Source organism: Achromobacter sp. 46006 (assembly GCF_059761975.1).
Genome location: NZ_JCBANN010000050.1, coordinates 14,388 through 34,118, shown reverse-complemented (window position 1 = coordinate 34,118; position 19,731 = coordinate 14,388). Strand labels below are relative to the sequence as shown.

The 19,731-nt window shown below is 70.6% G+C and carries 19 protein-coding genes; 13 read left to right on the top strand and 6 right to left on the bottom strand.

Translation table 11 applies throughout. The features are described from left to right. The first annotated feature begins 165 nt into the window (after positions 1 to 165). The 8 genes from AC6LKG_RS20250 to AC6LKG_RS20215 all read left to right on the top strand — a co-directional run bounded on the left by AC6LKG_RS20250 (position 166) and on the right by AC6LKG_RS20215 (position 8,075). Positions 166 to 807, top strand: a complete 642-nt coding sequence (locus tag AC6LKG_RS20250; protein ID WP_498167396.1) for a 4'-phosphopantetheinyl transferase family protein — start codon at positions 166 to 168, stop codon at positions 805 to 807. A gap of 110 nt (positions 808 to 917) precedes the next feature. Continuing rightward, positions 918 to 2,135 carry an NO-inducible flavohemoprotein gene (gene hmpA / locus AC6LKG_RS20245; protein WP_498167393.1) on the top strand — a complete coding sequence of 406 codons (1,218 nt, stop codon included), beginning with the start codon at positions 918 to 920 and terminating at the stop codon, positions 2,133 to 2,135. Positions 2,136 to 2,195: 60 nt separating this feature from the next. After that, positions 2,196 to 2,633, top strand: a complete 438-nt coding sequence (locus AC6LKG_RS20240; RefSeq protein WP_498167391.1) for an Rrf2 family transcriptional regulator — start codon at positions 2,196 to 2,198, stop codon at positions 2,631 to 2,633. Between the two features lie 142 nt (positions 2,634 to 2,775). Then, positions 2,776 to 4,023 (top strand): D-amino acid dehydrogenase, encoded by a 1,248-nt coding sequence (locus AC6LKG_RS20235; protein ID WP_498167390.1) that lies wholly within the window; start codon positions 2,776 to 2,778, stop codon positions 4,021 to 4,023. 148 nt (positions 4,024 to 4,171) lie between these two features. Then, the gene (locus tag AC6LKG_RS20230) at positions 4,172 to 5,086 is read left to right on the top strand and encodes a DMT family transporter (protein WP_498167388.1); all 915 of its coding nucleotides are present in this window, start codon (positions 4,172 to 4,174) and stop codon (positions 5,084 to 5,086) included. 86 nt (positions 5,087 to 5,172) lie between these two features. Then, positions 5,173 to 6,132, top strand: coding sequence for a proline dehydrogenase family protein (locus tag AC6LKG_RS20225; RefSeq protein ID WP_498167386.1), 960 nt, complete (start codon positions 5,173 to 5,175; stop codon positions 6,130 to 6,132). 64 nt (positions 6,133 to 6,196) lie between these two features. Continuing rightward, complete coding sequence (locus tag AC6LKG_RS20220; RefSeq protein ID WP_498167384.1) at positions 6,197 to 7,015, top strand: helix-turn-helix transcriptional regulator; 819 nt, start codon at positions 6,197 to 6,199, stop codon at positions 7,013 to 7,015. A 121-nt stretch (positions 7,016 to 7,136) separates the two neighbouring features. After that, positions 7,137 to 8,075: an alpha/beta hydrolase family protein gene (locus tag AC6LKG_RS20215; protein ID WP_498167381.1), complete on the top strand. Its 939-nt coding sequence runs from the start codon at positions 7,137 to 7,139 to the stop codon at positions 8,073 to 8,075. 86 nt (positions 8,076 to 8,161) lie between these two features. Here AC6LKG_RS20215 and AC6LKG_RS20210 read toward each other — a convergent pair whose 3' ends face one another. Beyond that, complete coding sequence (locus tag AC6LKG_RS20210) at positions 8,162 to 9,499, bottom strand: MFS transporter (RefSeq protein WP_498167379.1); 1,338 nt, start codon at positions 9,497 to 9,499, stop codon at positions 8,162 to 8,164. A 97-nt stretch (positions 9,500 to 9,596) separates the two neighbouring features. Between AC6LKG_RS20210 and AC6LKG_RS20205 the strand changes: the two genes are divergently transcribed. From AC6LKG_RS20205 to AC6LKG_RS20190, 4 genes are all read left to right on the top strand, one after another. Beyond that, positions 9,597 to 10,547 (top strand): LysR substrate-binding domain-containing protein, encoded by a 951-nt coding sequence (locus AC6LKG_RS20205; protein WP_498167419.1) that lies wholly within the window; start codon positions 9,597 to 9,599, stop codon positions 10,545 to 10,547. Between the two features lies 1 nt (position 10,548). Continuing rightward, positions 10,549 to 11,436, top strand: coding sequence for a LysR family transcriptional regulator (locus AC6LKG_RS20200; protein WP_498167417.1), 888 nt, complete (start codon positions 10,549 to 10,551; stop codon positions 11,434 to 11,436). Between the two features lie 68 nt (positions 11,437 to 11,504). Beyond that, complete coding sequence (locus tag AC6LKG_RS20195) at positions 11,505 to 12,167, top strand: glutathione S-transferase family protein (RefSeq protein ID WP_498167376.1); 663 nt, start codon at positions 11,505 to 11,507, stop codon at positions 12,165 to 12,167. 43 nt (positions 12,168 to 12,210) lie between these two features. Then, on the top strand, positions 12,211 to 13,230 hold the full coding sequence (locus AC6LKG_RS20190) for a pyridoxamine 5'-phosphate oxidase family protein (RefSeq protein ID WP_498167373.1): 1,020 nt from the start codon (positions 12,211 to 12,213) through the stop codon (positions 13,228 to 13,230). Positions 13,231 to 13,286: 56 nt separating this feature from the next. On the opposite strand, the gene AC6LKG_RS20185 is transcribed toward AC6LKG_RS20190, so the two are convergent. Next, on the bottom strand, positions 13,287 to 13,745 hold the full coding sequence (locus tag AC6LKG_RS20185; protein ID WP_498167370.1) for a winged helix-turn-helix transcriptional regulator: 459 nt from the start codon (positions 13,743 to 13,745) through the stop codon (positions 13,287 to 13,289). 205 nt (positions 13,746 to 13,950) lie between these two features. On the opposite strand from AC6LKG_RS20185, the gene AC6LKG_RS20180 reads away from it, so the two are divergent. Further along, on the top strand, positions 13,951 to 15,147 hold the full coding sequence (locus AC6LKG_RS20180; RefSeq protein ID WP_498167368.1) for an MFS transporter: 1,197 nt from the start codon (positions 13,951 to 13,953) through the stop codon (positions 15,145 to 15,147). A gap of 21 nt (positions 15,148 to 15,168) precedes the next feature. Here the strand turns inward: AC6LKG_RS20180 and AC6LKG_RS20175 are convergent, their stop codons facing one another. The 4 genes from AC6LKG_RS20175 to AC6LKG_RS20160 all read right to left on the bottom strand — a co-directional run bounded on the left by AC6LKG_RS20175 (position 15,169) and on the right by AC6LKG_RS20160 (position 19,694). Then, complete coding sequence (locus tag AC6LKG_RS20175) at positions 15,169 to 15,909, bottom strand: ABC transporter ATP-binding protein (RefSeq protein ID WP_054515850.1); 741 nt, start codon at positions 15,907 to 15,909, stop codon at positions 15,169 to 15,171. Next, positions 15,897 to 16,715: an ABC transporter permease gene (locus tag AC6LKG_RS20170; protein WP_498167367.1), complete on the bottom strand. Its 819-nt coding sequence runs from the start codon at positions 16,713 to 16,715 to the stop codon at positions 15,897 to 15,899. The genes AC6LKG_RS20175 and AC6LKG_RS20170 overlap by 13 nt, the downstream gene beginning before the upstream one ends. Beyond that, complete coding sequence (locus tag AC6LKG_RS20165; RefSeq protein WP_498167364.1) at positions 16,712 to 17,725, bottom strand: ABC transporter substrate-binding protein; 1,014 nt, start codon at positions 17,723 to 17,725, stop codon at positions 16,712 to 16,714. Before AC6LKG_RS20165 ends, AC6LKG_RS20170 begins: the two co-directional genes overlap by 4 nt. Before the next feature lie 199 nt (positions 17,726 to 17,924). Further along, positions 17,925 to 19,694, bottom strand: a complete 1,770-nt coding sequence (locus tag AC6LKG_RS20160; RefSeq protein WP_498167361.1) for an acyl-CoA dehydrogenase — start codon at positions 19,692 to 19,694, stop codon at positions 17,925 to 17,927. Between the last annotated feature and the right edge of the window lie 37 nt (positions 19,695 to 19,731).

Genomic DNA, 19,731 nt, shown 5'->3' with positions numbered 1-19,731 from the left:
CCCTGCCATTGCGCAATGGAAAAGGTCAGCATAGCGCGCGATCTTACACTGATCGCAAATCTGTTAATTGTTTTCAGGCGTTACTAAAGCCGTAAAAACGCCCGATATTTTACATTTGGTTTGAATAAATTGTTACATGGTTGCGCGGAGTTTCGGGAACTTTCCTTGTGGTGGGCTGACAAAAGCGCCGCCGATAGTTACCGTCCGGAGTGGCTCTCGCCCGAAGATGCGCGGCGCGCCCAGGCCCTGCGCTCTGCCCGGGCGCGCGACGACTGGCGGGTCAGCCGCGCGCTGCTGCAATGCGTGCGGGCCGGCGAGGCGGCCGGCGGCCACGCCCTGTCCCTGAGCCATAGCGGCGGTCACGCCCTGTGCGCGCGGGCGCCGGGCGATTGGGCCGTGGGCGTGGATCTGGAACGGTTGCGGCCGCGCGATACCGCCGCGCTGGCCGCCTGGGTCTGCGATGACGCCGAGCGGGCCTGGCTGGCGCGGGCCGATGCGCAATCGCGGCTGGAACGCTTCTACCTGCTCTGGACCCTTAAGGAAGCCTTCGTCAAGGCGGCCGGGCTGGATTTTCCGGCCGACATGGCATCGATCGGCCTGGCGCCGGACATGGCGGGCCGGTTGGCGCTGCGGCCACCACCAGGATGCTGGCAGGCGGGCGCTTGGGCGCTCGGAGACGACTGGGTGATGGCGGCGGCGTGGCGCGGCGCCGGCCAGGCACGGGTACGGATCGACTGGCGCGCGGCCGCGCCCGGTAGCTGGCCGACGCGCCGGCTACTGGGCCAATGGACGGGTCGGGGCGGCTGAAGGCCGGACGGGTTTTGTGCAACGCACTTAAACATGTATTATTAATGCATGTTTAAAAAAGGAGAGGCCGGCAACCGTGCCGGTGGTCTCCGTAGCGCAAGGAGCAGTCGATGTTGAGCCCGCAAATCCGCACCCTGGTCAAAGCCACGGCGCCGGTTCTGAAAACCCATGGGGTGGCGCTGACCCGCCATTTCTATGCCCGCATGTTCGAGCACAATCCGGAACTCAGGCATGTGTTCAACCAGGGCCACCAGGCGGGTGGCGAGCAGCAGCAGGCGCTGGCCGGCGCGGTCGCGGCCTACGCCGAACACATCGATGACCCCTCGGTGCTGGCGCCGGTGCTGGCGCGCATCGTGCACAAGCACGTCAGCCTGGGCATCCGCCCCGAGCATTACCCCATTGTCGGCAGGCACCTGCTGGCCTCGATCCGCGAGGTGCTGGGCGCGGCCGCGACCGACGCACTGGTGGACGCCTGGGCCGCCGCCTACGGCCAACTGGCCGACATGCTGATCGCCGAAGAGGCGCGGCTGTATGCCGATTCGGCCGCCAGGCCGGGCGGCTGGACCGGCTGGCGCGCCTTCCGCGTGGTCGGCAAGCAGCCCGAAAGCGCCGAGATCACTTCGTTCTACCTGGCGCCCGCCGACGGCGGCGCGGTGCCGGCCTATCTGCCCGGTCAATATGTGTCGGTGCGGGTCTATGTGCCGGAGCTGGGCCTGATGCAGCCGCGCCAGTACAGCCTGTCGGACGCGCCGGGGAGCGATCGCCTGCGGATTTCCGTCAAACGCGAGGCGGCTGGCGCGCAACGTCCGGCAGGGCGTGTCTCCAATGCCCTGCATGATTGCCTGCGCGAGGGCGGGGTGCTGGACGTGGCGCCGCCGCAGGGCGATTTCCACCTGCGCCAGGACAGCGCCGCGCCGGTAGTGCTGCTGAGCGGCGGCGTGGGCCTGACGCCGATGATTTCGATGCTGAACCACCTGGTGGCGACCGATGATCCGCGCCCGATCCGTTTCGTGCATGGCTGTCGCAACCACTCGGTGCACGCCATGAAAGACCACGTCAACGCCATTGCGGCGGCGCGCGGCAATGTGCGCAAGGCGGTGTTCTACGAAGAGGTCGGCCCGGGCGACCAGCGCGGCCGCGATTACGACTATGCGGGCCGGGTGGACCTGCGCGCCATCCGCGATGAGGTCCTGGCGCCGGACGCCGACTACTACCTGTGCGGCCCGGCCGGCTTCATGCGCGCCCAGCGCCAGGCGCTGGCCAGCCTGGGCGTGGCCGCGGACCGCATCCATGCCGAGGCGTTCGGCAGCGGCGGCGCGCCTACCTGAGCGGTGTATCCTGGCGGCCTGTTCCTTCCCGGGGGCGCCGGGGATTTTTCCAGCCCGATCATGCAACTGACCCGATTCACCGACTTCGGCCTGCGCGTCCTGATGTATCTGACGCAATGCCGCGACCGGCCCGCGGCGGTCACCATTCCGGAGATCGCCACGCGCTTCGACCTGTCGCGCAACCACCTGGTCAAGGTGGTGCACTTCATGTCGCAGCGCGGTTGGGTCAGTACGGCGCGCGGCAAGGGCGGCGGCCTGTCGCTGGCACGCCCCGCCGCCGAATACCGGTTGGGCGATCTGGTGCGCGAGCTGGAACAGCAGGGGCCGTTGATCGATTGCCAGGAGCCGCCCTGTGCGCTGGACGGCGCCTGCCGGCTGGCGGGCGTGCTGGCGCAGACCCTGCAGGCGTTCTATGACGCGCTCAATGGCTATTCCCTGGCCGATCTGGTGCGCGATCCCACCGCCGCCGCCATCATCAGGCTGCACCGCGCCGCCTGAGGGCGGCCTTGGCCGCCCTGACAGGGCGCTGCCCGCGGGATCATGAGCGCGGGTTATGGGTGCTGGGGCTTTGGTGATTTGCGGTCATCCGTCCCCCGCTTCAGAATAAGAGCGTTGCCATTTTCTTATTTGGATGCAGGATATGCGCGTGTGCGTAATCGGGGCCGGGGTCGTCGGCGTGACCTCTGCCTACTTCCTGGCACGCCAGGGCCATGACGTCGTGCTGGTCGACAGCCACGCCCATCCGGCCGAGGTGTCGAGCTACGCCAATGGCGGCCAGCTCAGCTACAGCTATGTGGCCCCGCTGGCCGGACCCGGCGTGCTGTCGAGCGTGCCGGGCTGGCTGTTGCGCGAGGATTCGCCCTTGCGTTTCCGGCCGCGGCTGGATCCGCACCAATGGCGCTGGTGCCTGCGTTTCGCCTTGGCCTGCCGGGCGTCGGTGGCGCGCGAATCGACCGCGCAGTTGCAGGCGCTGTCGTTCCTCAGCCGCGATGCGATGCACGCGCTGCTGGAGCAGGAAAACCTGGAATTCGGCCATCTCAAGAATGGCAAGTTGATCGCCTATCGCAGCGCGGCCTTGCTGGACAAGGCGCGCGCCCTGGTTGCCTACCAGGCGGCCCACGGCGCCGAGCAGCAGGTGCTGGACGCCGCCCAGACGCTGGCGCGCGAGCCGGCCCTGGCCGGCATGGGCGCCAGCCTGGCGGGGGCCATCTATACCCCGAGCGAAGAGGCGGGCGACTGCCGCCAGTTCACGCTGGCGCTGTTCGAGCGCCTGCGCGGGCTGACCAACGTGCAGTGCGCCATGTCCAATCCGGTGTCGGGATTGCAGCGCGAAGGGCGCCGCATCGTCGCGGTGCACACGCGCGACGGCGATATCGGCGCCGATGCGGTGGTGCTGGCCACCGGCATCGGCACGCGGGCGCTGCTGCGGCCGCTGGGGCATGACGTGCCGCTCTATCCGCTCAAGGGCTACAGCCTGACCGTGCCGCTGGCCGAGGACGACACCGTGGCGCCGCGCATCAGCGTCACCGACTACGAGCGCCGCATCGTCTATGCGCGTGTCGGCGGGGTGTTGCGGATCGCCGCCATGGTCGACATCGGCAGCGCCGACGCCGGGATCGATCCGGCCCGCATCGCGCTGCTCAAGCGGCAGGTGCGCGAGGCGTTTCCGGCGCTGGACCTGGAACCCGCCATTCCCTGGGCCGGGTTGCGGCCGGCCACGCCCACCGGCAAGCCATTGATCGGACGCAGCCCGGCGGCCGACAACCTGTGGCTCAACATTGGCCAGGGCGCGCTCGGCTTCACGCTGGCCTGTGGCAGCGCCGCGCTGCTGACGGCGCAGATGGCCGGCCTCGAGGCGCCGCTGGACGCGCTGCCGTTCCGGCCCTGAGGGCGGCTGCGGGTTTGTCCATTTCGCGATAGCCTGTGCCTGTTCATCGGGAGACGGGCGCGGGGACGCTCAATACGATAGCGGCCATCCGTTGTCCGCGCACCGCGCGGGGCGGATGGCCGATTCCCTATCCGCGAGTGAACCCATCATGTCCTACTTGTTTCCATTGTTCGCCATCCTGTTCTGGGCGGGCAATGTCATCGTTTCCAAAATGGCGGCCAGCGCCATCTCGCCCACTGCCATCACCTTCTACCGCCTGATCCTGGCGCTGGCGATCATGGGCGTGTTCACGGCCGCGCCGGCGTGGCGCAACCGCAAGGTCATCCTGCGCCACTGGCCCAAGCTGGCGCTGTACGGAGCGTTGTCGGCGGCGTTGTTCCAGGCGCTGTCGTACCGGGCCGCCGAGACCACCACCGCCACCAACATGGCCATCCTGACAGCGCTGATTCCCCTGCTGAGCATGCTGCTGAGCGTGGTCGTCCTGCGCGATCCCCTGACCTTCGGCATGGCGGTGGGGGGCGCGTTGTCATTCCTGGGCCTGCTGTACCTGGTGGGGCAGGGCGACATGCTGAGCGTGTTCCAGCACGGCATCCACGTCGGCGACGGGCTGATGCTGATGGCGGCATTCTCCTACGCGCTGTACGGTGTGCTGCTGCGCCACTGGAAAGTGCCGCTGCCGGCCTGGCAGTCGACCTTCGTGCAGTCGGCATTCGCGCTGCTGTACATGCTGCCGCTTTATCTGCGGGTGCCGGCCGCGCAGGCGGCGCTGGACGCGAAGACGGTTCCGCTGATCCTGTATGCCGGCATCTTCTCGTCGGTGCTGCTGTCGTTCCTGTGGATCGAGGGGGTGCACCGCCTGGGCCCCAACCGGTGCAACATCTTCATCAACCTGCTGCCGTTGTTCACCGCGCTGGCCGCGTTCGCGTTATTGCGCGAGCAACTGCATTCCTACCATCTGCTGGGCGGCGCCGTGACGCTGGCCGGCGTGTTGCTGGCGCAGACGGTGCAGCGGCCGCTGTTCGGCCGAGGCCGGGCCGCGGCGCTGGCTGCCGGCAAGGCGTGAATGCGGCGGGCGCCCGCCACATTCACTCCCGTTCAAGACACCGCCCGGCCGGGGCCGCATAGTGGGGCGCTTTGACCGGAGCGTCCATGAGCCTTTTGCAAAAATCAGCCATCGCGTTGGCGCGCAGCCGACGGGTCGGGCGCGCCATGCGCGCCTGGGCCGCGCGCACGCCGCTGGCGCAGCGCTTCGTCGGCGGCGCCGACCTGGCGGGTGCCGTGCGCACCGCCGTCCGGCTGCGCGAGGCGCACGGCATCCGCGCGTCGCTGTTCTATCTGGGCGAGTACGTGGCCGACGCTGGCGCCATCGAGCACAACACGCGGCAGGCCATGCAGGCTTGCGCCGCGCTGGGGCAGGCCGGGCTGGACGTGCATGTGTCCATCGATCCCACCGCCATCGGCTACATGCGCGGCGACGAACTGGGGCGCGGCAATGCGCGGCGCATCGCCGTCGCGGCGCGCGAGGCAGCGGCGGGCGGTCGTGACTGGGTGGTGCTGGACATGGAGGACTCGGGCCTGCACCAACGCACCTGCGCGCTGCATCGCGAACTGCTGCGGGCCGGGTTGCCCGCCGGCTTGACGCTGCAGGCGCGTCGCCTGGGCACGCCGGCCGACCTGGCCCTGGCGATCGGCCAGCGCACCTCGCTGCGGCTGGTCAAGGGCGCCTTCCCGGAACGTGCGCTGGACCACGCCGGCCGGGCCCGCATCGACCAGGCCTATCTGGATGCCGCCGCCATCATGCTGTCGCCGGCGGCGCGCGAGTCCGGCTTCCTGCCGGTCTTCGGCACCCATGACGACCGGCTCGCCGGCGCCATCATGACGCTGGCGCGCGAGCGCGGCTGGGCGCCTGAGGCGTTCGAATTCGAGATGCTCTACGGCGTACGGCCGGACTGGCAATTGGCGTTGCGCCAGTTGGGCTACGCCGTGCGCGTGTACCTGCCGTTCGGCGAAGACTGGTGGCCCTACGCCGCGCGCCGCATCGGCGAGCATCCGCGCAACGCCTGGCTGCTGGCGCGCTCGCTGCACGCGCGGGACCGGTATTTCGGGTAGCCTGTCGCCAGGGCGGCCGGCGCGGACGGCTGCTTTCCGACAGTTCTGCCCAGGCGTTTTTCCGATGGCGGTTTCCCAACATATCTGGCATTGCGGCGCGAACCTGCCCGGCGACGTGCTGATCGCCGACCTGCGCGCCTTCCGCTACGAGGCGCACTTCCACGACGCCTGGTCGATCGGCTCCATCGCCCGGGGGCGCTGTGCCTTCACCGTGCACGGCCGGCCGTTCGAGGCGGGCGAGGGCGATCTGGTGGTGATTGCGCCCGGGCAGGTGCATACCGGCGGCACCTCGGCCGGGCTGCTGACCTATCGCATGGCGTATATCGAGCCAGGCTGGTTCGAGGACCATGCCGTTGCGCTGCGCGAGGGCGGCCTGGCGCTGCCAGGGCCGGTCATCCGTGATGCCGGCCTGTGCGATGCGTGGCTGGCGGCGCTGGCGCCCGACGCCATCGACGACGCTGCGCGCAGCGGCCGCCTGTCAGCGGCCCTGTTCGGCCTGCTGGCGGCCCACGGGCAGGCGCCGGCCGCGCCCGCGGCGGCCCAGGCCACTGAACCGGACGTGTGCGCGCTGCTGCTTCAGCGCATGCGCGACGATCCGGCCTGCGCGCCCGACCTGGAGGCGCTGGCCCAGGCCGAGGGCCGCCATCGCAGCACTCTGGTCAAGCGGTTCGCGCGGCGCTACGGCTTGCCGCCGCTGGCCTGGCTGCGCAATTGGCGGGTTGCGCGCGCCCGCGCGCTGTTGCGCGGCGGTCTGCCGCTGGCCGAGGCGGCGTTGGCCGTGGGCTTTGCCGACCAGGCGCATCTGACGCGGGTGTTCAAGCAGGTCTATGGCAGCCCGCCGGGGGCGCTGCGCCGTTCGGCGGGCCGGGAGGCATCGGCTTAGACATTCCTGGAAATCATGCAATGGGCGACGAATAATCGTTTGAGCGCGCAGTTTCATGCGGGTTTAATCGATTCAGGAAGCGTGCTTCCGCACCTTTTGATTGATTTCAGGGAATGTGAATATGGACACGCAACGTATCACGCTGCGCGCGGCCGACGGCGTGGCGCTGGGAGGCTACGTCTGGCGACATCCCGAACCGGGTCCGGCCGGGCCGCGTCCGGTGGTCGTCATCAACGCCGCCACGTCGGTGCGTTGCCGTTATTACGCGCGCTTTGCAGCCTACCTGCACCAGCATGGCTTGGACGTGCTGACCTATGACTATCGCGGCATCGGCGAATCGCGTCCGGCCTCGCTGCGCGGCTTCGAGGCGTCGTGGATGGACTGGGGCGAGAAGGATTTCGAGGCGGTGCTGGGCTATGTCGATATGCATTTCCCCGGGCAGCCGGTGGATGTGGTGGCGCACAGCATCGGCGGTTTCGTCACCGGCCTGGCGCCGTCGGCGCGGCGGCTGCGGCGCATTTTCACCATGGGCGCGCAGTACGCCTACTGGCGCGACTATGCCGCCGGGCAGCGCCTGCGCATGCTGGCCAAGTGGCATGTATTCATGCCGCTGCTGGCGGCCTGCTTCGGCTATTTCCCGGGGCGCCGGCTGGGCTGGCTCGAAGACACGCCGCGCGGCGTGGTGCGCGATTGGAGCCTGATGGGGCCTCGGTTCGAAGGGCGAGGCGGCGCTGAACATCGCGTGGCCGCGATGGCTGCGGTGACCGCGCCGATCCTGGCGCTCAGCGTCACCGACGATGAGTTCGGCACCGAGGCCGCCATCGGCCGGTTGCTGGCGTATTTCACGGGCAGCGCCCGCACCCATCTGCGGCTGGCGCCGGCATCGCTGGGGCTGGAGGCGATCGGCCATTTCGCTTTTTTCCATGAGCGCTTCCGTGACTCGCTGTGGCCGATCGCCTTGGGCTGGCTCACGTCCGGCGAGCGGCGGCTGGCGGGAGCGACGCCCATACGCTGCGACTGCATGGCGTCCCTGGCCGATAGCCCGAGCATGTCCGCGTGAAGAACGCGGCGCCGAGGGTTCCGGCCGCCGGTCGTTGACGGCGCGGGTCCGAGGCGACCTCGCCATGGCGGTTGCCCGCGCCGCGCTCACTGCCGTGCCGGCCGCGGCAGCAGCGGCAAGACCGCCAGCATGGCGCCACCGGCGGCCAACCAGGCCAGCGGCCAGGACGCCGCCGCCACCAGCCGCGGCAGCGCCAGCGGCGTCAGGAACAGCCCCAGGTAGACGCAGGTGTTGGCCAGTCCCAATGCGGTGCCGGCGCGGGCGGCGCCGGCCAGCGTGGCCAGTTCGGTGTAGGCCACGCCATGCCAGGCCGACGCGCAGATGCCGGCGGCGGTCAGCAGCACTGGCACGGCCAGCAGCGCCAAGCGGTTGCCGGGGACCGCGCCCTGGGCCCAGGCGGCGGCCGCCAGCGCAGCGAACAGCAGGCAGCCCAGCCAGACACAGCCGCGCAGGTAGGCGCGGCGGTTGCCATGGCGATCGGTCCAGCGGCCGCTGGCGATGCGCGCGACCATGGCCCCCAGTTGCACCGCCACCATTACGGTGGTCAGCGTGGCGATGCCGGCGCCGCTGAAGTCGTGCAGGAACACCGTGGCGAACGTCAGCACCGCGAATTGCGGACAACACAACAGGCCGATCGCCACCGCCGCGCGCCACACGCGGGCATCGCGCAACGGGCTGGACGGCGGAATGGCGTCCGGCGCGTGGCCTGCGGATCGGCGCGGCGCAGGGGCGGGCAGGGTACGGCCGCGCGGCCGGAACGTCGCGGCGGCGCCGGTTGGCAGGGTCGTCCGCGCGCGGTCCGGCTCGCGCAACCATCCCAGCGTCAACAGCGCGGCCCCCGCGCACAGGCCGGCCAGCAGGCCGAACACCGCGCCGAAGCCGGCCCGCGACGCCAGCCACGGCAGCACCAGCGCGCCCAGGCCACCGCCCAGGGGCACGGCGGTCTGGCGGATGCTCATCGCCAGGCCGCGTTCGCCTTCGTCGAACCATGCCATCACCGCGCGGCCGCTGGCGCCGTTGACGCTGCCGCCCATCACGCCCACCAGCAGCAGGCCCAGCGCCAGCAGCCACAAGGCGGGCACGACGCCGTGGGCCGGAGCGGCGCACAGGCTCATCCAGGCCAGCGCCGCCGCGGTCGCGCCGAGGCCGGCCAGCAGCACCGGCCGGTCGCCCCAGCGGTCGGCCAGCAGGCCCCAGGGCAGTTCGAACAGCGCCACGCCCAGGCCGAGTACGCCGAGCGCCAGGCCCAGAGCGTCGTTGTCCAGCCGGTAGTCGGCGCGCAGGAAGACGGCGGTGGCGGGCAGGCCGGCCGCCGCCGCGGAGAACGCGACATTGGCGGCCACCCCCACCGCCAGCACCTTCCAGCGGTGGGCGGGGCGCGCGGCAGGCGTTGGGACGGAAAGCACGGGGGCGGGCAGGGACATGAAGGTTCCAGGCGGGATTGACGCGGCAAAGTCTGCGCCCGTAACATCATTCTGAAAATCAGGAAATTTTCAATTAAAGGTTTTGAAAAACGGGATGATCAGGCCTGTCACCTTTGACCTAGACGTGTTGCGCAGCTTCGTCGCGGGGGTCGAACTGGGCAGCTTCGGCCGCGCGGCAGACCGCCTCGGGCGCTCGACCTCGGCCGTCAGCGCGCAGTTGAAAAAGCTCGAGGAACAGGCCGGCGTGCCGCTGCTGCGCAAGGCCGGCCGCGGCCTGGCGCTGACCGACGCGGGCGAGACCATGCTGGCGTACGCGCGCCGGCTGCTGGAACTGAACGATCAGGCCTCGGTGGCGGTGCGCGGCACGCGTTTGCAGGGGCGGGTGCGTCTGGGTCTGCAGGAGGATTTCGGCGAGATCCTGCTGCCGCGAGTGTTGGGTCAGTTCGCCCGCGCCCATCCGCAGGTGCGGATCGAGGCGCGGGTGGCGCGCAACGCCGAGCTGCTCGAGCGCGTGGCGGCCGGCGAACTGGACCTGGCGCTGGCCTGGGATCATGACGCGGCGCGGCCGCATGGCCAGCGCTTGGCCGAACTACCACTGTGCTGGATCGGTCCGGCCGCGACAGGCCCGGCGCGCGATACCGACGGCGTCTTGCCGCTGGTGGCGTTCGAGGCGCCCTGCCTGTTCCGCAGCCGCGCCACCGATGCGCTGGACCGCGCGGGCATCGCCTGGACCTCTGCCTTCATCAGCCCCAGCCTGGCGGGCCTGTGGGCGGCGGTTGGCGCGGGGCTGGGGCTGATGGTGCGCACGCCGCTGGGGTTGCCCGCCGGTTTGCGGGTGATGGCGCCGGGCGAGCAGGGCCTGCCGTCGTTGCCGCCGTTGGCGCTGTCGCTGTACCACGCGCAAGGCCGGCCCGCTTCGGTGGTGGCGGCCCTGGCGGATATCCTGCGGCACTGCGTGCGCGACAGTGTCGCGGCGCTGCCGGCCATGCCGGTGCCGCCGGTGCGCATTCCTTCCGAGGAGGCCGAGCGCCTTGAATCGATTTCATGAAATGAGCGTCTTCCTGGCGGTGGCCGAGGCGCAGGGCTTTGCCGCCGCCGCCCGCCGGCTGGCGATGTCGGCGCCGAGCGTGACGCGCAGCGTGGCGGCGTTGGAGCGCCGGCTGGGCACGCTGCTGCTGGTGCGCACCACCCGCAGCCTGCGCCTGACCGAGGCTGGCGCGCGCTATGCCGCCGACTGCCGCCGCATCCTCGAAGCGGTGGAGCAGGCCGACGACGCCGCCGCCGACGCCATGGCCGCGCCGCGCGGCTCCTTGCATGTCACCGCGCCCGCGCGTTTCGGCGAATTGCATGTCATGCCGGCGGTGATGGGCTACCTGCGGCAACATCGCGAGGTCTCGGTGCGCGCGCTGCTGGTGGACCGCGTGGTGAACCTGCTGGACGAAGGCGTGGATGTGGCGGTGCGGATTGGCGCCTTGCCCGATTCCACGTTGACGGCGGTGCCGGTGGGGCAGGTGCGGCGCGTGGTGTGCGCTTCGCCCGACTTCCTGCAGCGCCATGGCACGCCCGACAGTCCCGACGCGCTGGCGCGCTTTTGCACCATCACGGCGGCGATGGAAGGGCGCGGCGCGCAATGGCGTTTCCTGCAGGACGGCCAGCCGCGGCGCCTGCCGCTGGATTCGCAGTTGACGGTGACCTCGTTCCAGGCCGCGGTGGCGGCGGCCTGCGAGGGCTGGGGGCTGACCCAGGTGGTGTCCTACCAGGTGGCGCGCGACCTGGCCAGCGGCGCTTTGCAGGTGGTGCTGCGCGACTACGAAATGGCGCCGCTGCCGGTGCACGTGGTGTATCCGGAAGGGCGCAAGAGCTCGGCCAAGGTGCGCAGCTTTGTCGACTTCTGCGTCGACGCGCTGCGCCGCGACCTGGCGGCTTTGCCGGCGTAATCCTTTCACGGGCGGCAATGGTGTCTTGCGCGCCGCGGCCGTTCCCCGGCGTGCGGCGCGGGTTCAAGATGGACGCCTGTTTCCTTTCACGAGATCGTGCCGTGTCCATCGCTCCCCTGACGTTCTACAGTTTTCCCCTGTCCGGCCATTCGCACCGCGTGGCCCTGATGCTGTCCCTGCTGGACGTGCCGCACCGCGATGTCGAGGTCGACTTGCGCGGCGGGGCGCATAAGCGCCCCGACTTCCTGGCGCTGAATGCTTTCGGCCAGGTGCCGGTGATCGACGACAACGGCGTGGTGGTGGCCGATTCCACCGCCATCCTGGTGTACCTGTGCAAGCGCTACGGCGGCCAGGCCTGGCTGCCCGAGGACGCGGTGGGCGCGGCGGCGGTGCAGCGCTGGCTATCGGCCGCTTCCGGCCCGCTGGCGGCCGGCCCGGCCGCGGCGCGGCTGGTGACGGTGTTCGGCGCCGCGCATGACGTGCCGGCCACGCTGGCGCGGGCGCACGCCTTGCTGGCGGTGATGGAGCACGAACTGGCGGCCACCGGCTATCTGGCGGGCGCCGCGCCGACCATCGCCGACGTGGCCTGCTACACCTATGTGGCGCACGCGCCGGAAGGCAACGTATCGCTGGCGGCCTATCCGCGGGTGCGCGACTGGCTGGCGCGGATCGAGGCATTGCCGCGCTTCGTGCCGATGGCGGTGTCGCCCGTCGGGTTGCGGGCGGCGTGAGTTACCGGGCGGGCGCGGCGCGCCCGCGCACAAGGAGTCTGACATGAACGTGAGCACGACGAATCCGGCGGGCCCCGCGGATGCCGGGCTGGCTGGCGGTCCGGCCGTCATCGCACCGGCGCCCTGGCACGCCGGCGAACGCCAGTTGCAGGCGCATATCGGCATGGCCGAGCGCATGGCGCAGGTGGGCGCCAAGGTGATCCGCCCGTACATGCCGGACCAGCACCGCGCCTTCTTCGCGCAGTTGCCGTTTCTGGTGGCGGGTGCGGTCGACGGCCAGGGCGATCCCTGGGCCGGCGTGCTGGAGGGCGAGCCGGGCTTCGCCGTGTCGCCGGACCCGCAGACCCTGCAGGTGGCCGTGCTGCCGGATGCCGATGATCCGCTGCGCGCCGGCCTGGGGCCGGACCAGCCGGTGGGGCTGCTGGGCATCGAACTGCATACGCGCCGCCGCAACCGCATGAATGGCCGCATCACCGCGTGGGACGGCAGGCGTTTCGCGGTCACGGTGGCCGAGTCGTTCGGCAACTGCCCGCAGTACATCCAGGCGCGCGATTTCCATTTCTCGCGCTCGCCGTCCCTGCGTTTTGCTGGGCCGGTGCGCGAGCGGACGGCGCTGGGCGAGGCCGACCGGGCGCTGATCGCGCGCGCCGATACGTTGTTCGTGGCGACGTACGCCGACACCGACGAGGCCGGCCGCCGGGTGGATGTCTCGCATCGCGGCGGCATGCCGGGGTTCGTGCGGGTCGATGGCGACACGCTGACGATCCCGGATTTTTCCGGCAACCGCTTTTTCAACACCCTGGGCAACATGATGCTCAATCCCCGCGCCGGACTGCTGTTCATCGATTTCGAGCGCGGCGACGTGCTGCAGGTGTCGGGCCGCGCGGAGGTCATCCTGGACAGTCCGGAGATCGCCGCCTTCGCGGGCGCCGAACGGTTGTGGCGCGTGCGCGTGCGGCGGGTGCGGGCCCGGCCGGGCGCGCTGGCGCTGCGTTGGCGCTTCGGCGGCTATGCGCCGACCGCGCTGGCCACGGGGCAGTGGCCGCAGGCCGCCACGGCCTGATGCGGGGCCGCCGGCCGATCGCCGGGTCGGCCAATGGCAGGGGGCGTGTGCCAGGGTCAGGCGCGGTCGGCGCCGACCTTGCGCACCACGGTGTCGTCCGGCGCCAGCACGCGGCCGTCCTGGGCGCGGATCTCCAGGCGCTGCACCGGCTGGCCGCGCTTGCGGTCGATGAGCGTGGAGTGTGGCTCGGCGGGGCCGTAGTAGTGGTCTTCGCCCCATTGGCGCAGGCCGACGATGACGGGAAACAGCGCCTGGCCTTTTTCCGTCAGCACGTATTCCTGGTAGGCGCTGCCGTCCGAGGCCGGCGCCGCCGCCAGGATTCCGTGCGCCACCAACGTGCGCAGGCGGTCGCTGAGGATGTTCTTGGCCACGCCGAGGCTTTTCTGGAATTCGCCGAAGCGGCGCACGCCGTCGAAGGCGTCGCGCACGATCAATAGCGACCACCAGTCGCCGATGGCGTCGAGCGCGCGCGCCACCGGGCAGGCGGCGCCTTCGAGCCTGGTGCGTTTGACCATGTCGTCCTGACCTTTGCCGCGTATCGCGGCGGGGAGAGATGTCGAATGTTTGGTTGCATTATAAAACCTCAAGGTCTAGCATTCTGGTTTTTTAATAAAACCACGTGAGACCATGATGCCAGATCGAACTGATCCTGCCCCTGCTGCTCCGCCATCTCCTTCATCTCCGGCATCCGCGGCATCTGCGTCCGCATCCTTCGGCCGCATGCCCGCCGCCCTGGTGCTGCTGCTGGCCATGGCCTGTGCCTTGAGCGTGGCCAACGTGTACTACGCGCAACCGCTGCTGGACGCCATGGGCCGCGAGTTCCGCCTGGACGAGGGCGCGGTGGGCATCGTCGTCACCGCGACGCAGTTGGGCTGCGCGCTGGCGCTGGTGCTGGTGGTGCCGCTGGGCGACCTGCTCGACCGGCGCCGCCTGATGCTGGCGCAGTTGGGATTGTTGGTGCTGGCGCTGGCCGCGGTGGCGCTGGCGTCCGCCGCGCCCTGGCTGCTGGCCGGGATGCTGGCGCTGGGCCTGCTCGGCACCGCGATGACCCAGGGCTTGCTGGCGCTGTCGGCCGCGCTGGCCGCGCCGCACGAGCGCGGGCGGGTCGTCGGCGCGGTGCAGGGCGGAGTGGTGATCGGCCTGTTACTGGCGCGGACGCTGGCGGGCGCCGTGGCCGACCTGTGGGGATGGCGCGCGGTCTACTTGGTGTCGGCCGGCCTGGCCGCGCTGCTGGCCCTGGCGCTGGCCCGTTGGCTGCCGCGCCGCGCCTTGCCGACCGCGGGACTGGGCTACGGCGCGCTGCTGCGCTCGATGGTCACGCTCCTGGCAACCGAACGGGTCCTGCAGGTGCGCGGCATGATTGCGCTGTTGATGTTCGCCGTCTTCAGCGCATTCTGGACGGCGCTGGTACTGCCGCTGAGCGCGCCGCCGCATTCACTGACGCACACCGCGGTGGGCGCGTTCGGGCTGGTGGGCGTGGCCGGGGTGCTGGTGGCGGCGCGGGCGGGGCGGCTGGCCGATCGCGGCCATGCGCAACTGACCACCGGCGCGGGCCTGGCGCTGCTGTGCCTGGCGTGGGCGCCGATCGCCTTGCTGGACCGCAGCCTGTGGGCGCTGGTGCTGGGCGTGCTGGCGCTGGACATCGCGGCGCAGGCGCTGCACGTAACCAACCAGGCCATGATCTTTTCCATCAGCGCGCAGGCGCATAGCCGGCTGGTCGGCGGCTACATGATGTTCTACGCGGTGGGCAGCGGACTCGGGTCGATCGCCTCGACCTTCGTCTACGCGCGGGCCGGCTGGCTCGGTGTATGCGCGCTGGGCCTGGGCCTGAGCCTGGCGGCGATGCTGTTCTGGGCGTTGACGCTGCCGCGCCGGTCGGCCCCGGCGCCCGGCTGCGCGGTTGCCCGCCGGGCGTGAAGGGACGCCGGCGCGGTCCGCTCAGTGATGTTCGAGCGTATGGGCGATGGCCGCCACCTGCCGCGCGAACGCCGGATCGGCGCGGTCGCGCGGGCGCGGCAGGTCGATGTCGTAGTTGCCCGCGATGTTGGCCGGGCGGCCGCCCAGCACCACCACCTTGTCGGCCAGGAACACCGCTTCCTCGATGTCGTGGGTGACGAACAGCACCGCCGCGCCGGAGGCCTGCCACACGCGGATCAGCTCCTGCTGCAGGTTGCGGCGGGTGATGGCGTCGACCGCGCTGAAGGGTTCGTCCATCAGCAGCAGGTCGGGCTTGACCGCCAAGGCGCGGGCGATGCCGACGCGCTGCGCCTGGCCACCGGACAACTGGTGCGGCCAGCGGCGGCCGTAGTCGCCCAGGCCGGTCAGTTGCAGCGCGGCGTCGATGCGCTGCTGCCGTTCCTGCCGATCCAGCCCCAGGCCTTCGAGGCCATAGCCGACGTTGCCACCGACCGTGCGCCAGGGCATCAGGCGGCTGTCCTGGAACACCACGGCGCGGCTGCGGCGGCCAGGGCGCGCGGGCGCCTGGAAGCGCACTTCGCCGCTGGCGGGGTCGGCCAGGCCGGCGGCCGCGCGCAGCAGCGTCGATTTGCCGACGCCCGAGCCGCCCACCACGGCCACGAAACTGCCGGCCTCGATCGCCAGCGACAGGCCCTGGATCACGGGCGCGTCGGCGCCCGGATGCCGGTACGAGAGTTTCGAGAATTCAATCACGGACGCCATTGCAGCACCTTGCCTTCGACCGTCGAGAACGCCAGATCGCAGAGCGTGTAGACCAGCGAGATGATCAGCATGTAGACCACCACCGCGTCGTAGGCGCCGACGCCGGCGGCGGCATTCATTTCCTGGCCCATGCCGGGCACGCCGAGCAGTTCGGCGGCGATCAGCGTCATCCAGGCCTGGCCGATGCCGGTGCGCACGCCCGACAGCGCGCCGGGCGCGATGGCCGGCAGCGTCACGCCCAGCGCGCGCGCCAGGTAGCCGCCGTGGCCGAAGGCGCGCGCCAGTTCGTAGTAGCGCGGGTCGACGTTGCGCACCGCGCTGTAGGTGGCGAAGTAGTTGACCCAGAACACGCCGATGGCGATGACGAAGGCGGCGCCGGCATGGCTGACCTTGAACCAGGCGATGGCGAATACCACCCAGGCCAGCGGCGGGATCGGCCGCAGGATGCGCGCCAGATAGGCTTGCGCCAGGTCGAAGCGCGGCAGCGTGGCGGCCGCCAGGCCCACGCCGAAGCCCAGCGCGGTGCCCGCCGCCAGGCCCCAGAAGTAGTGCACCAGGCTGGAGCCGATGGCCGGCAGCAGCCGGCCCGACTGCCATTCCTGGATCAGCGTGGCGGGCAGCGCGAAAGGATCGGGCAGGGTGCCTGGGGGGGCCCATTGCCAGATCAGCGCGGCCTTCCAGATGGCGATGAAGATGGCCAACCCGCCGATGCCGTAGGCCGCGCGGCGCGCGGCGGCGAACCAGGGCGGTGTGCCCTTGCGGGCCTGCGGCGCGGGGGCGGCCAGGGCCGGGGCGGTCTGGCTCATGGCTGCTTGGCCTTGTCGTAGAAGCGGGTGTCGAACAGCCGCTTGACGTCGACGGTGGCCGTGTCGACCGTGCCCAGGCTGGCCTGGAAGGTCTGCAATTCGGCGGTGGCGTCGACGATGGCGTGCGGGTCGGCCACGAACTGGTCATGCGAGTTGCGGATGGCCTTTTCCACCAGCGCGCGGTCGAGGCGGCCGCCGCCGACGTATTTCTGCACGTGCGCCGCGGTGCGCGCCGGGTCGTCGCGCAGCAGGGCGGTGGCGGCCACTTGGGCATCGACCAGTTGCTGTACCGCTTCGGGATGTTCGGCGATCAGCTTGTCGCGCACCAGCAGCACCGCGCCGGGCTGGTTCGGAAACAACTGCGAGCCGCGCGCCACCACGCGCGATTGCGGCAGACGGGTCAGTACCGTGGTGACGGTGGGTTCGAGAATGGCGGCGCCGTCGATGGCGCCGGTCAGCAGCGATTGCTGGATCTGCGCCTCGCCCTGGTAGATCAGGTCCAGGCTGGCCGGATCGGCCTTGAGGCGGTTGCGCAGCCAGTATTGCAGGGCGGCTTCGGGCACCGCGCCCTTGGGATAGCTGGCGATGACGGGCTTCCTGCCCTTGTCCTTGGCGAAGCGGGCGAAGGCGGTGGCCGGATCGCCCGAGGCGAAGTACGGCGCCAGCGCGCCCAGCGCCACCACATTGACCTGCTCGACGATGTTGGAGGCCACCACCTTGATGCCCGCGCCCTTGGCGCTGGCCACCAGCGCCGGGCCGATGCCGACGTAGGCGACGTCCAATTGCCCGGCCAGCAGCGCCTGGGTCAGGGCAGGGCCGCTCTGAAATTGCACCAGCTTGGGCGCGGGCGCGCCCTTGGCCTGCAGCGTGCCTTCTTCCAGCGCCACGAACAATTGCGCATCCGGCAGGATCGGCAGGTAGCCGATTTCGAGCGCGGGTGGCGCAGCATGGACGGGAGCGAGGGACGTGGTGGCGGCGACGAGCGCGGCGGTGAACAGCTTGCGGAGCATGGAAGAGAGGTCCTGAACGACGACGCCTTGATGCGGCTGGCGGCTTGCCCGCGGGCAAGGGTTTCCCTTGTCCGCTTATTTATTTTAGATATGTTCACTCATTTTCTTTATTCTTTCTGGTTATATGTTTAATCGGGCCACATTCCAATGCAAAAGACCGCCGGGGCGGTCTTTTGCATGGCGGGAAAGCGCGGTGGCGTCAGGGCTGCACGGCGTATTCGAGCGAGCCGGCCACCACCGCCGCCAGGCCGGGCGCCTGGGTCAGCTTGTGCAACGCATAAGTCTGCGCCGTGGCGATCTTGGCCTGGTGGAAGGCGGGGTCTTCATCCTGGCGGTCCAGCGACACCAGCAGCGCGCGCGCCATCTGCCATCCGGCCAGCACCGTGCCGGCCAGCAGCAGGTACGGCACGGCCGAGCCGAATACCGCGTTGGGATGGGCGGCGGCGTTGGCGACCACGAAATCGACCGTATTGGCCAGCGCCAGGCGGCCCTGGCGCAGCGGCGTCAGCACCAGGCGGGCGGCCGGTTCACTGCGCGCCTGCAGCGCCTCTTCGGTCTGGCGGATCTCTTCGATCAGCGCCTGCGCCACCGCGCCGCCATCGCGCAGCGTCTTGCGGCCGACCAGGTCGTTGGCCTGGATCGCGGTGGTGCCTTCGTAGATGGTGAGGATGCGGGCGTCGCGGTAGTACTGGGCGGCGCCGGTTTCCTCGATGAAGCCCATGCCGCCGTGCACCTGCACGCCCAGGCTGGCGACGTCGATGGATGCTTCGGTGCACCAGCCCTTGACGATCGGCACCAGGAATTCCTGCACCGCCAGGTGGCGGGCGCGCGCCGCCGGATCGGCGCTGGCGTGCGCCAGGTCGGCGTGGCCGGCGGTGTAGTAGGCCAGCGCGCGGCCGGCCTCGGTCAGGGCGCGCATGGTGCCCAGCATGCGGCGCACGTCCGGGTGCCGGATGATGGGCACGGCGTCGCGCGAGGAGCCGTCCACCGGGCGGCTCTGCACGCGTTCGGCGGCGTAGGCCAGCGCGTGCTGGTAGGCGCGGTCGGCCACCGCGATGCCCTGCACGCCGACGGCGAAGCGGGCCGCGTTCATCATGATGAACATGGCGTCCAGGCCGCGGTTTTCCTGGCCCACCAGGTAGCCGATGGCGCCGCCCGCGTCGCCGAACTGCAGCGTGGCGGTGGGGCTGGCCTTGATGCCCAGCTTGTGCTCGATCGACACGCAGGCGACGTCGTTGCGCGCGCCCAGCGAGCCGTCGTCGTTGACCAGGAACTTGGGCACCAGGAACAGCGAGATGCCCTTGACGCCCTCGGGCGCGTCCGGCAGGCGCGCCAGCACCAGGTGGACGATGTTCTCGGCCAGGTCGTGCTCGCCGTAGGTGATGAATATCTTGGTGCCGGAGATGCGGTAGGTGCCGTCGCCAACCGGCTGCGCGCGGCTGCGCAGCAGCGCCAGGTCGGAGCCGGCCTGCGGCTCGGTCAGGTTCATGGTGCCGGTCCACCGGCCCGACAGCATCGGGCCGATGAAGCGTTCGCGCAGTTCGGGCGAGCCGGCCGTCAGCAGCGCCTCGACCGCGCCGTTGGTCAAGAGCGGGCACAAGGCGAACGACAGGTTGGCGGCGTTGAGCATTTCGGAGCAGGGCGCGCCCAGGAGGCCGGGCAGGCCCTGGCCGCCGTATTCGACCGGGTGCGTCATGCCTTGCCAGCCGGCTTCGGCGTATTGGCGGAAGGCCTGCTTGAAGCCGGGCGAGGTGGTGACCGCGCCGTCGCGCCAGGCGCTGGGCTCGCGGTCGGCGGGGTGGTTCAGCGGCGCCAGCACGTCGCCGGCGAAGGTGGCGGCTTCCTCGAGCACCGCCTGGGCGGTGTCGGGCGTGGCTTCGGCATATTGCGGCAGCGCCGCCACCTGCGGCAGGCCGGCAAGATGGTTCAGCACGAACAGCATGTCTTTCACGGGGGCTTGGTACGTCATGGCGTCGGAGCTCCGGGCGAGGTATCTGGGAAACGGG

Excerpts from the sequence above, each read along its gene's own strand:
- AC6LKG_RS20235 (WP_498167390.1), top strand. The coding sequence starts at position 2,776 with ATGCGCGTGTGCGTAATCGGGGCCGGGGTCGTCGGCGTGACCTCTGCC.
- AC6LKG_RS20195 (WP_498167376.1), top strand. The coding sequence starts at position 11,505 with ATGGACGCCTGTTTCCTTTCACGAGATCGTGCCGTGTCCATCGCTCCC.
- AC6LKG_RS20165 (WP_498167364.1), bottom strand. The coding sequence starts at position 17,725 with ATGCTCCGCAAGCTGTTCACCGCCGCGCTCGTCGCCGCCACCACGTCC.
- AC6LKG_RS20225 (WP_498167386.1), top strand. The coding sequence starts at position 5,173 with ATGAGCCTTTTGCAAAAATCAGCCATCGCGTTGGCGCGCAGCCGACGG.
- AC6LKG_RS20170 (WP_498167367.1), bottom strand. The coding sequence starts at position 16,715 with ATGAGCCAGACCGCCCCGGCCCTGGCCGCCCCCGCGCCGCAGGCCCGC.
- hmpA (WP_498167393.1), top strand. The coding sequence starts at position 918 with ATGTTGAGCCCGCAAATCCGCACCCTGGTCAAAGCCACGGCGCCGGTT.
- AC6LKG_RS20210 (WP_498167379.1), bottom strand. The coding sequence starts at position 9,499 with ATGTCCCTGCCCGCCCCCGTGCTTTCCGTCCCAACGCCTGCCGCGCGC.
- AC6LKG_RS20175 (WP_054515850.1), bottom strand. The coding sequence starts at position 15,909 with ATGGCGTCCGTGATTGAATTCTCGAAACTCTCGTACCGGCATCCGGGC.
- AC6LKG_RS20180 (WP_498167368.1), top strand. The coding sequence starts at position 13,951 with ATGCCCGCCGCCCTGGTGCTGCTGCTGGCCATGGCCTGTGCCTTGAGC.
- AC6LKG_RS20185 (WP_498167370.1), bottom strand. The coding sequence starts at position 13,745 with ATGGTCAAACGCACCAGGCTCGAAGGCGCCGCCTGCCCGGTGGCGCGC.
- AC6LKG_RS20215 (WP_498167381.1), top strand. The coding sequence starts at position 7,137 with ATGGACACGCAACGTATCACGCTGCGCGCGGCCGACGGCGTGGCGCTG.
- AC6LKG_RS20190 (WP_498167373.1), top strand. The coding sequence starts at position 12,211 with ATGAACGTGAGCACGACGAATCCGGCGGGCCCCGCGGATGCCGGGCTG.
- AC6LKG_RS20160 (WP_498167361.1), bottom strand. The coding sequence starts at position 19,694 with ATGACGTACCAAGCCCCCGTGAAAGACATGCTGTTCGTGCTGAACCAT.
- AC6LKG_RS20240 (WP_498167391.1), top strand. The coding sequence starts at position 2,196 with ATGCAACTGACCCGATTCACCGACTTCGGCCTGCGCGTCCTGATGTAT.
- AC6LKG_RS20200 (WP_498167417.1), top strand. The coding sequence starts at position 10,549 with ATGAGCGTCTTCCTGGCGGTGGCCGAGGCGCAGGGCTTTGCCGCCGCC.
- AC6LKG_RS20230 (WP_498167388.1), top strand. The coding sequence starts at position 4,172 with ATGTCCTACTTGTTTCCATTGTTCGCCATCCTGTTCTGGGCGGGCAAT.
- AC6LKG_RS20220 (WP_498167384.1), top strand. The coding sequence starts at position 6,197 with ATGGCGGTTTCCCAACATATCTGGCATTGCGGCGCGAACCTGCCCGGC.